The following is a 13048-nucleotide window of genomic DNA, read 5'->3' on the forward strand; positions in this document are numbered from 1 at the left end:
ATTGGGGAGTCGTCAAGCGGTTAAGACACTGGATTTTGATTCCAGCATGCGAAGGTTCGAATCCTTCCTCCCCAGCCAAATAAAAGCGTGTAAGTTTACTTACACGCTTTTTTACGCTAAGAGCAAAATAACGCTGAAAAACTTTTTTTTACCCGTCTTTACGCGTATAATCGCGTAATTAGTGTCTTAGACATAGGGCAAAGGAAAGCGTAATGTTTTCTGCGCGTAAATCAAATCTAGAATCAGGTGAAGATATGGCTGCTTATGACAGTTTAATGGTGTTTACCGGTAATGCAAATCCGGAATTGGCGCAACGTGTTGTCAAACATTTGGATATTTCACTCGGTGAAGCCACCGTTTCCAAATTCTCTGATGGCGAAGTAGCCATTGAACTGTTGGAAAATGTGCGTGGTCGTGATGTGTTTATTTTGCAACCTACCTGTGCGCCAACCAATGACAACCTGATGGAAATTTTGACTATGGCCGATGCACTCAAACGTGCTTCTGCCGGTCGTATTACTGCCGCGATTCCTTACTTTGGCTATGCGCGTCAAGATCGTCGTCCTCGCTCTGTTCGTGTACCTATTTCTGCTAAATTGGTAGCGAATATGTTGTACTCGGCAGGTATCGACCGCGTATTGACTGTTGACTTGCATGCCGATCAAATTCAAGGTTTCTTCGATATTCCGGTGGATAATATTTACGCTACCCCGATTTTATTGAACGATATTAAACAACAACGTATCGACAATCTAACTGTTGTCAGCCCTGATATCGGTGGTGTTGTACGTGCACGTGCTGTTGCTAAATCTTTAAATGCTGATTTGGCCATTATTGACAAACGTCGTCCTAAAGCTAATGTGGCTGAAGTGATGAACATTATTGGCGATATTCAAGGCCGTACTTGCTTGATCGTAGATGATATGATCGATACGGCAAACACCCTGTGTAAAGCGGCTGTAGCCCTGAAAGAGCGCGGTGCAGATCGTGTACTGGCATACGCCAGCCATGCAGTATTCTCCGGCGAAGCAGTGAATCGAATTGCTTCTTCCGAAATTGACCAAGTAGTTGTGACAGATACGATTCCGTTGTCTGAAGCAGCTAAAAAATGTGAACGCATCCGTCAAGTTACCATTGCCGGTTTGCTGGCTGAGACGGTACGCCGTATCAGCAATGAAGAATCCGTCTCATATCTTTTCAATGAGGATGTGATGACTGGCGGCATGTTGCTGCCATAACCCGATGTCGTCTTAAGCTGGTCGCGGCCGATGACGACGATTTTATCTAAATTGGAGTATTAAACATGACTTACGAAATTCAAGCCTCTGTTCGCGAAGCCCAAGGCACTGGTGCGAGCCGCCGCCTGCGTCGCGAAGGCCAAATCCCTGGCATTCTGTACGGTGAAGGTCAAGAGCCTGTTGCTATCGCTGTAGACCACAAAACTGTATTCTACGCATTGGAAAAAGAATCTTTCCATACTGCTTTGATTAAACTGTCTTTGAACGGTGAAACTAAAGACGTTATCGTGCGTGACTTCCAAATGCACCCATTCCGTCGCGAAGTTCAACACATCGACTTCCAAGCTGTAAAAGCTGATCAACCTGTACGCATCCGTGTTCCTCTGCACATTGTTAACGCTGAAAACTCTCAAGCTGTTAAATTGCAAGGTGGCCGCGTATCTCTGTTGAACACTTCTGTTGAAGTAGTTGCTTTGCCTGCAAACATTCCTGCTTTCTTGGAACTGGATTGTGCATCAGTAGTTGCCGGCGACATTCTGCACTTGTCAGACATCAAATTGCCAGAAGGTGTTGAAAGCGTTTCTCTGAAACGTAACGAAAACCTGGCTGTTGCTACTGTTACCGGTAAAAAACGCTAATAGGTAGTTAATATAAGAAAACCGTATCAGATTTATCTGATACGGTTTTTGTTTTGCATATAAAATAACTAGGTCAAATGTAACAGCATATGTACTTTATAAGATTGAAGCAATTTCATTACGAAGTTTATTAAGAAAGCGTCCATGCCGTACCCATTGTGCGGCCGATTCATAATCCTGTTGTTCAAATGCTTGTTGCAAATCTTGATATAGGTTGCTTTGTACTTCTTGGATTTCTTGATCCAGCGCTCGGATGGCATCATGGTTTTGTTCCATTTGTGCATCCATTAATGTTTCTCGCCATTCCATCTGCTGCATGAGGAATTCTGGTGAAAACGAAGTGTGTTCAGGTGCATCAGCATCGATATTTTGGCTTTTCAAGAGATAAGCAGCCCGATCAATAGGGCTTTTTAATGTGCGGTAGGCATCATTAATTGTAGAAGACATCATGACGGCTTGTTTTTGCTCAAAAGCTGAGGCGGAAGCAAATTTATCGGGATGAAAACGGGCAGCTAAAGCTCGATAGGTCTGTTCGAGTGCTTCGGTATCAATATTGAAAGATGGCTCAAGCTGGAAGAGGTTGAAGTATTGAGACATGATATTAAAGGAAAAAATCTAAAGAAGAAGATTATTTTACGATATAATCCAAAAACTGTTTATACGAAAGGAAAACAATATGACAGGTAAGGTACAACACAATAAAGACAAAATACGGGACAATGCCTTAAAAGCCTTAGTCAAATCTGATTTGTTCCGACACAAAGTAGAACGAAAAAGAAAAGGCAAGGGCAGCTATAATAGGCAAGAAGCCAAAAAATGGCGGGATGGTTTTGATACTTTCCCGCCATTTTTTATATTTTAAACGTGGAAGCTCTCACCACAGCCGCAAGAGTCTTTGACATTCGGATTTTCAAATTTGAAACCTTCCTGTAAGCCTTCTTTGGTGTAATCGACTTGCGTGCCGTCTAGATAAACCAAGCTTTTTGGATCGATATAAACGCGCGCGCCGTGTTCTTCAAAAATCAGATCATCCTCGTTCACTTCATCGACAAATTCAAGGTTGTATGCCATGCCCGAGCAGCCGCTGGTTTTCACACCCAAGCGCACACCCAACCCTTTGCCGCGTTTGGTCAGGTAGCTGTTGATGTGTTTGGCTGCGTTTTCTGTGATAGTAATCATGCTTTTTTCCTCATTTCGCAATCATTTTCTGTTTTGCCTGCTTTTTATTTCAGACGGCATCTTGATTATCAGGCCGTCTGAAAACGCTGTTTTGCCCACTCTATTGCGGCGGCAATGGCAGCTTTAGCCTGCGGACTATTTCTCCAACAGGTCGAGCTGGTTAATTGTGCGCCCCGTTCCAAAATATCGTCTAAATCTGCCGCCGCCAGCTTGGCAATATCATCTAATCCCATTTGCTGCAAACGCTGCAATATGGTTTTACCTATGCCTTTGACAGCAAGTAGGGATTGGACTTCTTCATCAGTAAAAGGCATTTCGCCTCCTTTGATTTTGCAGGTATAACGACTAAATTAAATATAAGCTGCGATTTATTGCCCTCTCCCTAACCCTCTCCCGCGGGGAGAGGGGATAGATTGGCAGGCGGCAGTCCCAAATTTGGCGGCAACTTCAAAAGGATGAAGTTTCTGTGCTCTCAATTCACCCTGTCTGCTTAAGAGGGGAATAAATCACCAGATTTGCTTTTCTCGAAGACTCGCTAGGAGTCTTGGGCACCTGCCGACAAGGGGTCATTGAATCCGGTTATTTGTTTTCCTGACGTTTGCGATAGTCGGCAACGGCTGCTTTTACCGCATCTTCAGCCAAGATAGAGCAGTGGATTTTAACTGGAGGCAATTCCAACTCTTCGGCGATTTCGCTGTTTTTGATTGCCAGCGCATCGTCAAGGCTTTTGCCTTTGACCCACTCGGTGATCAGGCTGGAAGAAGCGATGGCAGAACCGCAACCGTAAGTTTTGAATTTTGCATCTTCGATAATACCCTCATCGTTTACTTTGATTTGCAGACGCATTACGTCGCCGCAGGCTGGCGCACCGACCATACCGGTACCGACAGATTCGTCGTTTTTGTCGAAAGTACCGACGTTGCGGGGATTTTCGTAGTGGTCGATTACTTTATCGCTGTATGCCATGATGTGGTTTCCTTTGTGTTTTTAGTGGTGTAAATGGTTTGTTTACAAATATTCAGACGGCCTGAAGTTTAGATTTTACACGCGCCGCCTTCGCAGCCGTCGTCGCTTTCCGAATCGACGCCGCCTTCCACGGTAACGCCGTCAAAATCTTCGAGTAGGTTGTCGAGATTGTCCAAATCTAAATCTTGTTCGTTCATGGTTTTGTATCCTTGATTTTAATGTGGTGGCTTTTAGGTCGTCTGAAAAGGTCTTTGTGAGGTTTCAGACGACCTTTGTTGTTTTTAATATATTAGGCAGGTTGGTTTATTAAACGAGTTGATTGATAGGTTTGTTGGGTTTTCAACCCAACCTGCGATTACTATAATTATCCAAAAGAAACATCTCTTGCTTTCTCATCATACAAATATTTTTGGCGAAGTACCGCAACATGAATTACAGCAGGAATTGTTACACGGTAAGCAGGACCTGCTATATCAATCGCAGTCCATAATCCTGTAATAGTCCAACCAATCGGGCCAGCTAAAACAGACATTGTTCTTGTTAAAGCTGCGTTACCTGCTAAACTTAGCCCTCTTCCTAAAATAGCCTTCATAATATAATTAACAATGATTAAGGTCAGCTGGTATGATTTAAATCCACCTGCTCTAAATACTGCTTGAAATATACCTACTAGTGCTTCTGGTGTAATTCCTGAAAAGTTTTTAAGTCCTAAATTTCTTGCCAAGTCTTGCAATTCAGAAGGACTTAATTTTTCTATTGAATCCTCTAGAATTTTCATTAATAGATGTGTTTCTATCTTTTCAACTGATGAGCTATTGTTATAATTAACTTTTAATTTATCACATACATCCGTTAATACTTCCTTGTAAAGTATCCCTTCTCCTCCTCTTAATAATGTAGCAAAAGTATTTGCACCAAAACATTGAATTTCTGCTGCTATCAATTTCCAATACTGATGGTGGTCTGGATAGTACTCTTTATATGCGTCACTCTCACTTAATTCTTCTGTAAATCTTTTCTCACCATCTTTATCATGAGTTAGGCAATATACAAGGTCATTTAAATCTTCTGATTTAATCTCTGCCAAAAATTCCAGATCAGTATCACAACGATACGCCATTTTTATATCCCTTTAGGAGTTAGAAATAAAATTAATAAGAATAGTTTTTTGGCTATCTAAAACAAAATCCTTCTCCTTTTTTAGATAGCCTATCTAGATTATCAATGCGCCGCCCATTCAATTGAGTTTAAATCAATCCCGTCTTTGAACATTTCCCACAGCGGCGACAGTTCGCGCAGTTTGCCGATTTTGGATTTAATCAGTTCTGCTGCAAATTGCACTTCTTCTTCGGTGGTCATGCGGCCGAAGGTGATGCGCAGGGAAGAGTGCGCTAATTCGTCGTTGCGGCCGAGTGCGCGTAAAACGTAGCTTGGTTCAAGGCTTGCGGAAGTACAGGCGGAGCCGCTGGATACGGCGAGTTCTTTCACTGCCATAATCAGGCTTTCGCCTTCGACGAAGTTGAAGCTGACGTTCAGGTTGTTTGGAGCACGGTGTTCAAGGTCGCCGTTGATGTAGACTTCTTCGATGCCTTCGATGCCTTTGAGGAAGATATCGCGCAGTTTTAAGTAGTGCGCAGTGTCTTGTGCCAATTCTTCTTTGGCAATGCGGAAGGCTTCTCCCATGCCGACGATTTGATGGGTCGGCAATGTGCCGGAACGGAAACCGCGTTCGTGGCCGCCGCCGTGCATTTGGGCTTCGAGGCGGACACGTGGTTTACGGCGTACATACAGAGCGCCAATGCCTTTAGGGCCGTATACTTTGTGGCCGGACATAGACAGCAAATCAACTTTGGCGGCTTCAACATCAACAGGCACTTTGCCGCATGCTTGTGCTGCGTCAACGTGGAAAATGATTTTGCGTTCGCGGCAGATTTCGCCGATGGCAGGAATATCTTGAACCACGCCGATTTCGTTGTTTACCCACATGACGGAAACGAGGATGGTGTCTTCGCGGATGGCGGCTTTCAGTACGTCTAAATCAACCAAACCGTTTTCTTGTACGTCCAGGTAAGTTACTTCGTAACCTTGGCGTTCGAGTTCGCGCATGGTGTCGAGCACGGCTTTGTGCTCGGTTTTTACGGTAATGAGGTGGTTGCCTTTAGATTTGTAGAAGTGCGCCGCGCCTTTGATGGCGAGGTTGTTGGACTCGGTTGCGCCGCTGGTAAAAACGATTTCTTTAGAGTCGGCGTTAATCAGGGCTGCAATGTCTGCGCGTGCTTTTTCGACTGCTTCTTCTGCTTCCCAGCCGAAGCTGTGGCTGTTGGAGGCTGGGTTGCCGAAAATATCGGACAGGTAGGGAATCATTTTTTCGGCAACGCGGCGGTCAACGGGAGTGGTGGCGGCGTAGTCGAGGTATACGGGGGTTTTGACGGTCATGGTTTGCTCTTTCGTTTGGTCATCTGCCTGCGGTCTTTTGCCGCAAGTCGGTTTAATGAATGTGTGTAAAGGTAACGACATGACTGCTGTCGCTGCAGTTTTTTTGTTCAATGATGCTTTGCAGCGTAACGCCGCTGAGGTAATCATTGATGGTTTTGTTTAAGTTTTCCCAAAGGTCGTGGGTCAGACAGGGGGCGCCGTGGTTGCAGTTTGCTTTGCTGCCGCACTGCGTGGCATCCAGTCGGTCTTCGGCTGCGGAGATGATTTGTGCAATATTGATTTGCTCGGCGGGAGCGGCAAGGATGTAGCCTCCGCCGGGGCCGCGTAGGCTTTCAACCAATCCGGCACGGCGCAGCTTGCTGAATAATTGTTCGAGGTAGGAAAGCGATATGCTTTGTCGTTCGCTGATGGCACTGAGTTTAACAGCGCCGGTTTGCGCGTTCATCGCCAAATCTATCATGGCGGTTACTGCAAATCGCCCTTTGGTAGTCAGTCTCATGGTGTGGTTGCCTGTGTGTGGCGTTTTTATTAGTGGGGGGATTGTCTAATATCTGAGTGTTTCAGTCAAGTATGTGGCGGCTCGGTTTGATTGTTTGTTTAAATGGTGGCATTGGCTGATTTTTAAATCGGAAAATATTTTCTTTATTTTTCTGCAATTTGAATTTGAGGCCGTCTGAAAAAAGGCTATCAACCCTACAAATTTCAAGGTTAAAATGTTTTGATTTAATATTGATACTGATATAGATTATCAAAATTATTCTTAAAATTTAGTTGTTTTGATGGAGTAAAATAATGAGGTGTTTGAAATGTTCAGACGGCCTTGAATCATCCATCTTACCTTAACAGAGGCAATCGACCATGAAATCTGATTTAAGCAAAATAACCTGTATCGAAGACTTGCGCCTTGTCGCCAAACGTAAAATGCCGCGTATGTTTTATGATTATATTGACTCAGGCTCTTGGACGGAAACCACTTATCATGAAAATACTTCGGATTTTAAAGACATCCGTTTCCGTCAAAAAGTATTGGTTAATATGGAAGGACGCAGCCTTGAGACTAAAATGATTGGACAGGATGTGAAAATGCCAGTAGCGATTGCGCCGACAGGTTTCACGGGCATGGCGCATGCCGACGGCGAAATCTTGGCAGCACGGGCGGCAGAAAAATTCGGTATTCCGTTTACGCTGTCGACCATGTCCATTTGTTCGATTGAAGATGTAGCTGAAAATACCAGTTCGCCGTTTTGGTTTCAGCTTTATGTGATGCGCGACCGCGAGTTTATGGAGAACTTGATTAAGCGTGCGAAGGATGCTAATTGTTCGGCTTTGGTTTTGACTGCCGATTTGCAGGTTTTAGGTCAGCGCCACAAAGACATTAAAAACGGCCTGTCTGCGCCGCCGAAACCGACCATTGCCAATTTAATCAATTTGGCGACCAAACCGGAATGGTGTATGAAAATGCTGAACACGGAACGCCGCACCTTCCGCAATATCGTCGGTCATGCGAAAAACGTGGGGGATTTGTCTTCGCTGTCTTCATGGACTTCCGAACAATTCGACCCGCGCCTGAGCTGGGACGATGTGGCACGCATTAAGGATTTGTGGGGCGGCAAGCTGATTATCAAAGGGATTATGGAACCTGAAGATGCGGAAAAAGCAGCGAAAAGCGGCGCGGACGCATTGGTCGTTTCCAATCATGGCGGCCGTCAGCTTGACGATACTGTGTCTGCCATTAAGGCTTTGCCTGATGTGGTCAGTGCGGTGGGCAGCGACATCGAGGTTTGGATGGACAGCGGTATCCGCAGCGGTCAGGATATTTTGAAGGCTTGGGCTTTGGGTGCGAAAGGTACGATGATAGGCCGGGCGTTTCTGTATGGTTTGGGTGCGTATGGCGAAGAAGGCGTAACTCGTGCGCTGGAAATCCTGTATAAAGAAATGGATATTTCCATGGCGTTTACCGGTCACCGCAATATTCAAGATGTGGATTCCAGCATTTTGCGTTCTACGCGTTGGCATCAAGATGAATTTTAATTGTCGAACATAAAAAAGGCCGTCTGAAAAACTGTTTTCAGACGGCCTTTTTATAGACGGCTATTTCTCGTTTTTGCGATACCATTCGATGAAGGCATCGGGTTTGACAAATCCTAATAAGGCTTCGCTATGACTGCCGTCGGCGCGGACAACAAATACGCCCGGAGGGCCGAAGAGGCCGTATTCTTTCAGTAAGGCCTGATGGTCGGGAGTGTTGGCGGTCACGTCGATTTGGAAAAAGCGCTGCATATCGACTGCTTCGTGTACCTGTGGTTGGTTGAGTGTGTAGGCGGCCATTTCTTTGCAGGATACGCACCAGTCGGCGTAGAAATCAATCAGCACGGGCTTGCTTGGATCAGCTTTCAAAGCGGCGTCCATAGCGGCTTTGAGTTCGCCGACATCGGTAAACATCTTGCCGTGGTCGGTTTCTTGTCCGGCTTCGGATGGCGGAACCAGTGTTAAGAAGTGGTGCAGGGCGGTGGTTTGTTTATTAAAGCTTTGCCAGCCAAACCATGAGCCGCCAATCAGCAGTAAAAAGCCCAATACGGCGGCAACTGTTTTCAGACGGCCTTTTTGTTTGCCGGATTTCGCCAAAAGCATAAGGGCGGGAACAATCATCAGCAAGGTGTAGAGGCCGACTACTGCGAAATAAGGCAGATGCGGTGTGGCAAGATATACGGCAACGGCCAGTAAGATGAAGCCGAATGCGTATTTGATGCCGTTCATCCAGTCGCCTGCTTTAGGCAGGATATGGCCGCCGAATGTGCCGATGATGATGAGCGGCACGCCGGTGCCGAGTGCTAATACATAAAGTGCAAGGCCGCCCAATACGGCATCGCCGGTCTGGCCGATATAGCCCAGAGCAAATGCCAGCGGAGGCGCAACGCAAGGGCCGACAATCAGGGCGGACAAAATACCCATGATGAAGACGGAAATGATTTTGCCGCCGGAGAGTTTATTGCTTTGGTTTTGGAAATAGGATTGGACTGAGTTTGGCAGCTGGATATTGAAGAGGCCGAACATGGACATCGCCAGTACCACCATCAACGCGGCGGCGGCAAGTACAACCCACGGCTGTTGCAGCCATACGGTCAACAGCGCGCCGGTCAAACCGGCAATCACGCCGACCAAGGTATAGGTCAATGCCAAGCCTTGTACATACACCATAGACAAAGTGAATGCGCGGCCTTTGCCGGCTTTTTTATCGCCCACGACAATGCTGGAAACAATCGGCAGGAGCGGATACATACAGGCGGTAAAGCTTAAGCCCAAACCCGCGACAAAAAACGCCAACAGGTTGGCGTTTAAAGTATCCCAAGAGAGCTTGAAGCGGCTGCTGTCGGGATTGTTTGTACTGGGTTGCGTGGGCATTTGGCCGTCTGAAGAGGCGGACGGTTGCAAGAATCGGTCTTTGGCAGAAACCGGCTCGTCGCTTTGCGGCTGGTAAACCCCGTTGCCTTTTACGTCAAACTCGGTGTCCACAGGCGGATAACACACACCCACTTCGGCACAGCCTTGATAAGTCAGCGTCAGTTTGTATTGCGGCGCGGCTTGTTTGTAAGGCAGGTCAACCTGCGCGGTATGGTGGTAAACCGTTTGTTTGCCGAAGAATTCGTCTTCTTTTTCTTCGCCTTTGCTGAATTTGGGTTCGCCCAAGACTTTGTCAGGATTGGTCGTTGCAACGATTTTGGACTGGTACATATAGTAGCCGTCAGTGATCTTGAACTGAACGCTGATGCCTTGATCGGTTACATTGACTTGAGGCACAAAGGCTTGCTCTGGAGGCAGCAAATCATTGGCATCTACTGCGAATGCGAAGCTGCTCAAGCCTAAAAATGCAATGAGGAAATAAAGGAATTTTTTCATAGTATCTACGGAGATGCCGTTGAGGAACCGTCATTATAAACGATGGAAAAAACAAGCGGCTTAATTTATGTTAAATATTGCGAGAGAAATCTAATGCTTTTGAATTATATCGAAATAGGGTTGCCCATATATGACCGATAGTCTCATGTTATCGTTCAATCTATACAAAGGCCGTCTGAAACTTTCAGACGGCCTTTGTTTCTATTCGGCTCGGCTTTTAAGGATAAGCGATATAAGCGTAAGCGGAATGGTTGTGTATCGATTCGAAGTTTTCGCTTTCGACAACAAACGATTCGATGCGTTTGTCGGCAATCAGCGCAGTGGCCACATCGCGAACCATATCTTCGACAAACTTAGGATTTTCGTATGCTTTTTCCGTTACATACTTCTCGTCAGGGCGTTTGAGCAAACCGTAGAGCTGGCAGCTTGCTTGCGCTTCGACGTAATCGATGATTTCTTCAATGCCTACATCCGCGTTTGCTATCAGGCTGACCGTCACATGCGAACGTTGATTGTGCGCGCCGTATTGGGAAATTTCTTTGGAACACGGACACAATGAAGTAACCGGAACCATTACTTTCAGACTGTGGCTGTATGTACCGTTTTTGATTTCGCCGGTCAGGGTAACATCATAGTCGAGCAGCGATTGGATGCCGGAGACAGGCGCACTTTTCTTGCGGAAAAACGGGAAGGAAACGCTGATTTTGCCGGAATGCGAATCCAACAGGGCAACCATATCGGCGGTCAGCTTGTGCAGCGTATCGAAATCCAAAGCATCGGTTTGTTTTTCCATCAGGGCGACAAAGCGCGACATATGCGTGCCTTTTTGGTCGGCAGGCAGGAAAACCGTCATGGTCAGGCGGGCGACGGTGGATTGTTCGCCTTCTTTGCTTTTGAGGGAGATTGGAAAGCGCAGGTCTTTGATGCCGACTTGATTAATCGGCAGGTTGCGTAAATCGCGGCTGGATTGCACGTCTGCAATGGCGTTCATGCGTGGTATGTCCTTCATGATAGGATTGTTGAGATGCGTGTGGAGGGAATCGGCTCGTGTCGGCCGATTTGCAAATGCGAGATTATATCACTTGCTTTATCCGCCTGCATTGATTGTTTCTATTTTTCAGATAGTGATAAAATCTTCGATTATTCACATCTACATAGGCAGAGACCAAATGAAATTCGCCACGAAAGCCATTCATTCCAGCTACGATTGCGACGAACACAACCGTGCGCTGATGCCGCCGATTTATCAAAACAGTATGTTTGCATTGCACGAGATTGGCGAAAATGTGCCTTACCGCTATTCGCGCCTGAGCAACCCGACCCGTCAGGTATTGGAAGATACCGTTGCCGATTTGGAGCACGGTGCGGCCGGCTTTGCGTTTTCCAGCGGTATGGCGGGGATTGATGCCGTGTGGCGTACTTTCCTGCGCCCGGGCGATACCATTGTCGCGGTCGCCGATATTTACGGCGGTGCTTATGATTTATTGGTCGATGTTTATCAAAAATGGGGTGTAAACGTTGTTTTTGCCGATTTGGGCAATCCGGATAATCTGGACGAGCTGCTCAAAGCGCACAATGTCAAACTGGTTTGGCTGGAAACGCCGTCCAATCCGCTTTTGCGCTTGGTAGACATCAAAGCGCTTGCTGCGAAAGCCAAAGCAGCCGGTGCGCTGGTGGGTATCGACAACACCTTTGCCACTCCATATCTGCAACAGCCGTTGGATATGGGTTGCGATTTTGTGTTCCATTCCGCTACCAAATATTTGTGCGGCCATTCAGACGTATTGATGGGCGTAGTCGTTGCCAAAACCAAAGAGCTGGCGCAACCTTTGCACAACATGATGGTACATACCGGCGCGATTGCAGGCCCGATGGACTGCTGGCTGGTGTTACGCGGTATCAAAACGCTGGCTCTGCGCATGAACGCCCATTGCCAAAACGCACTCGAAATCGCACGCCGTTTGGAAGCCCATCCTGCCATTGAAAAAGTGTTCTATCCCGGCCTGCCGTCTCACGAACATTACGAACTCGCCCAAGCACAAATGCCCAAAGGCATCGGCGGCGTGGTTACGGTTTATCTCAAAAATGACACGCGTGAAGCGGCCAATAGCGTGATTAAAAACATGAAACTGGTCAAAATGGCTTCCAGCCTCGGCGGCGTGGAAAGTTTGGTCAACCATTGCTATTCCCAATCCCACAGCGGCGTGCCACATGATGTGAAAATGGAAATGGGCGTCAAAGTCGGCCTGCTGCGTTTCTCTGTCGGTATCGAAGATGTGGACGATATTTGGAACGATATTTCCAAAGCATTGGATACGACTTTGTAAATAAGGCTTATTGGTAGCTGAAATGCTACCAATCATTATGGAGTGCAAATTGAAAACAAAATCTAAAAAACTTTTTAGGCTTGTTACCTTATTTGTAGCGGCATTCTCCATCTCTACGCCTACGGTAATGTACTTCAGTACAGGCGAAGCGACATTAAATCTTTTTGTTGAGGGTTTTTGGATAATTGGATTACTCCAATCACTCGTTTTTGTTACCATTGTAGACTATTACACCGAATCTAAACACGCAAGTAAGTATTTTTCTGCTGCAGTTAAAACAAACATGAGACAAACCAATGGCAAATGGCGGCCTGTTGATATGCCTATTGGTGGTTGGAATTCCAAGATTCAAGGTAATGATCCATTT

14 protein-coding genes, 1 tRNA gene and 2 pseudogenes are annotated in these 13048 nt (G+C 46.3%); 7 read left to right on the forward strand and 10 right to left on the reverse strand.

The genetic code is table 11. The annotated features are described in order from the left end of the window. The first annotated feature begins 2 nt into the window (after positions 1-2). The 3 genes from FAH66_RS03435 (at position 3) to FAH66_RS03445 (ending at position 1876) form a co-directional block, all read left to right on the forward strand. Positions 3-78 (forward strand) — tRNA-Gln (locus tag FAH66_RS03435). A 176-nt stretch (positions 79-254) separates the two neighbouring features. Continuing rightward, a complete protein-coding gene (locus FAH66_RS03440; RefSeq protein ID WP_101755247.1) occupies positions 255-1238 on the forward strand; it encodes a ribose-phosphate pyrophosphokinase in 984 nt (327 codons plus the stop codon). 65 nt (positions 1239-1303) lie between these two features. Next, the gene (locus FAH66_RS03445; protein ID WP_004519902.1) at positions 1304-1876 is read left to right on the forward strand and encodes a 50S ribosomal protein L25/general stress protein Ctc; all 573 of its coding nucleotides are present in this window, start codon (positions 1304-1306) and stop codon (positions 1874-1876) included. 96 nt (positions 1877-1972) lie between these two features. Here the strand turns inward: FAH66_RS03445 and hscB are convergent, their stop codons facing one another. Next, a complete protein-coding gene (gene hscB / locus FAH66_RS03450; RefSeq protein ID WP_049351512.1) occupies positions 1973-2473 on the reverse strand; it encodes a Fe-S protein assembly co-chaperone HscB in 501 nt (166 codons plus the stop codon). Positions 2474-2552: 79 nt separating this feature from the next. On the opposite strand from hscB, the pseudogene arfA reads away from it, so the two are divergent. After that, positions 2553-2775: pseudogene (gene arfA, locus FAH66_RS03455) on the forward strand (alternative ribosome rescue factor ArfA). Here the strand turns inward: arfA and iscA are convergent. From iscA to iscR, 7 genes are all read right to left on the reverse strand, one after another. Then, complete coding sequence (gene iscA / locus FAH66_RS03460) at positions 2735-3055, reverse strand: iron-sulfur cluster assembly protein IscA (protein ID WP_003685774.1); 321 nt, start codon at positions 3053-3055, stop codon at positions 2735-2737. The pseudogene arfA and the gene iscA overlap by 41 nt on opposite strands. Positions 3056-3123: 68 nt before the next feature. Beyond that, a complete protein-coding gene (locus FAH66_RS03465) occupies positions 3124-3369 on the reverse strand; it encodes a recombinase RecA (protein ID WP_137040703.1) in 246 nt (81 codons plus the stop codon). A 265-nt stretch (positions 3370-3634) separates the two neighbouring features. Continuing rightward, entirely contained in the window at positions 3635-4021 is a 387-nt protein-coding gene (gene iscU / locus FAH66_RS03470; RefSeq protein ID WP_003674559.1) for a Fe-S cluster assembly scaffold IscU, read from the reverse strand. 68 nt (positions 4022-4089) lie between these two features. Beyond that, a complete protein-coding gene (locus FAH66_RS11125) occupies positions 4090-4218 on the reverse strand; it encodes a hypothetical protein (protein WP_279638375.1) in 129 nt (42 codons plus the stop codon). 167 nt (positions 4219-4385) lie between these two features. Further along, complete coding sequence (locus tag FAH66_RS03475; protein WP_137040704.1) at positions 4386-5141, reverse strand: YaaW family protein; 756 nt, start codon at positions 5139-5141, stop codon at positions 4386-4388. Between the two features lie 101 nt (positions 5142-5242). After that, entirely contained in the window at positions 5243-6457 is a 1215-nt protein-coding gene (locus tag FAH66_RS03480; protein ID WP_049329436.1) for an IscS subfamily cysteine desulfurase, read from the reverse strand. 52 nt (positions 6458-6509) lie between these two features. Further along, a complete protein-coding gene (gene iscR / locus FAH66_RS03485; RefSeq protein WP_003680774.1) occupies positions 6510-6956 on the reverse strand; it encodes a Fe-S cluster assembly transcriptional regulator IscR in 447 nt (148 codons plus the stop codon). A gap of 359 nt (positions 6957-7315) precedes the next feature. Between iscR and FAH66_RS03490 the strand changes: the two genes are divergently transcribed. Next, a complete protein-coding gene (locus FAH66_RS03490; RefSeq protein WP_137040705.1) occupies positions 7316-8488 on the forward strand; it encodes an alpha-hydroxy acid oxidase in 1173 nt (390 codons plus the stop codon). 60 nt (positions 8489-8548) lie between these two features. Here FAH66_RS03490 and dsbD read toward each other — a convergent pair whose 3' ends face one another. Both dsbD and folE2 read right to left on the reverse strand, forming a co-directional pair. Beyond that, positions 8549-10354 carry a protein-disulfide reductase DsbD gene (dsbD, locus tag FAH66_RS03495; protein WP_137040706.1) on the reverse strand — a complete coding sequence of 602 codons (1806 nt, stop codon included), beginning with the start codon at positions 10352-10354 and terminating at the stop codon, positions 8549-8551. A gap of 217 nt (positions 10355-10571) precedes the next feature. Further along, complete coding sequence (gene folE2 / locus FAH66_RS03500; protein WP_049329433.1) at positions 10572-11345, reverse strand: GTP cyclohydrolase FolE2; 774 nt, start codon at positions 11343-11345, stop codon at positions 10572-10574. A gap of 178 nt (positions 11346-11523) precedes the next feature. Here folE2 and FAH66_RS03505 point away from each other — a divergent pair, with 178 nt between their 5' ends. Together FAH66_RS03505 and FAH66_RS11130 are read left to right on the forward strand one after the other, a co-directional pair. Continuing rightward, positions 11524-12681: a trans-sulfuration enzyme family protein gene (locus tag FAH66_RS03505; RefSeq protein WP_137040707.1), complete on the forward strand. Its 1158-nt coding sequence runs from the start codon at positions 11524-11526 to the stop codon at positions 12679-12681. A gap of 49 nt (positions 12682-12730) precedes the next feature. After that, positions 12731-12932 (forward strand): annotated as a pseudogene (locus FAH66_RS11130) (protein Exp2); the annotation flags it as partial. Positions 12933-13048 lie beyond the last annotated feature (116 nt).

This window comes from Neisseria subflava (genome assembly GCF_005221305.1).
GTDB classification, from domain to species: Bacteria; Pseudomonadota; Gammaproteobacteria; order Burkholderiales; family Neisseriaceae; genus Neisseria; species Neisseria subflava.

Bases quoted from the DNA above. Each gene is read 5' to 3' on its own strand.
- FAH66_RS03440 (WP_101755247.1), top strand. From the start codon at position 255: ATGGCTGCTTATGACAGTTTAATGGTGTTTACCGGTAATGCAAATCCG.
- FAH66_RS03490 (WP_137040705.1), top strand. From the start codon at position 7,316: ATGAAATCTGATTTAAGCAAAATAACCTGTATCGAAGACTTGCGCCTT.
- FAH66_RS03480 (WP_049329436.1), bottom strand. From the start codon at position 6,457: ATGACCGTCAAAACCCCCGTATACCTCGACTACGCCGCCACCACTCCC.
- FAH66_RS03505 (WP_137040707.1), top strand. From the start codon at position 11,524: ATGAAATTCGCCACGAAAGCCATTCATTCCAGCTACGATTGCGACGAA.
- iscR (WP_003680774.1), bottom strand. From the start codon at position 6,956: ATGAGACTGACTACCAAAGGGCGATTTGCAGTAACCGCCATGATAGAT.
- iscU (WP_003674559.1), bottom strand. From the start codon at position 4,021: ATGGCATACAGCGATAAAGTAATCGACCACTACGAAAATCCCCGCAAC.
- FAH66_RS11125 (WP_279638375.1), bottom strand. From the start codon at position 4,218: ATGAACGAACAAGATTTAGATTTGGACAATCTCGACAACCTACTCGAA.
- dsbD (WP_137040706.1), bottom strand. From the start codon at position 10,354: ATGAAAAAATTCCTTTATTTCCTCATTGCATTTTTAGGCTTGAGCAGC.
- hscB (WP_049351512.1), bottom strand. From the start codon at position 2,473: ATGTCTCAATACTTCAACCTCTTCCAGCTTGAGCCATCTTTCAATATT.
- folE2 (WP_049329433.1), bottom strand. From the start codon at position 11,345: ATGAACGCCATTGCAGACGTGCAATCCAGCCGCGATTTACGCAACCTG.
- FAH66_RS03445 (WP_004519902.1), top strand. From the start codon at position 1,304: ATGACTTACGAAATTCAAGCCTCTGTTCGCGAAGCCCAAGGCACTGGT.
- FAH66_RS03465 (WP_137040703.1), bottom strand. From the start codon at position 3,369: ATGCCTTTTACTGATGAAGAAGTCCAATCCCTACTTGCTGTCAAAGGC.
- iscA (WP_003685774.1), bottom strand. From the start codon at position 3,055: ATGATTACTATCACAGAAAACGCAGCCAAACACATCAACAGCTACCTG.
- FAH66_RS03475 (WP_137040704.1), bottom strand. From the start codon at position 5,141: ATGGCGTATCGTTGTGATACTGATCTGGAATTTTTGGCAGAGATTAAA.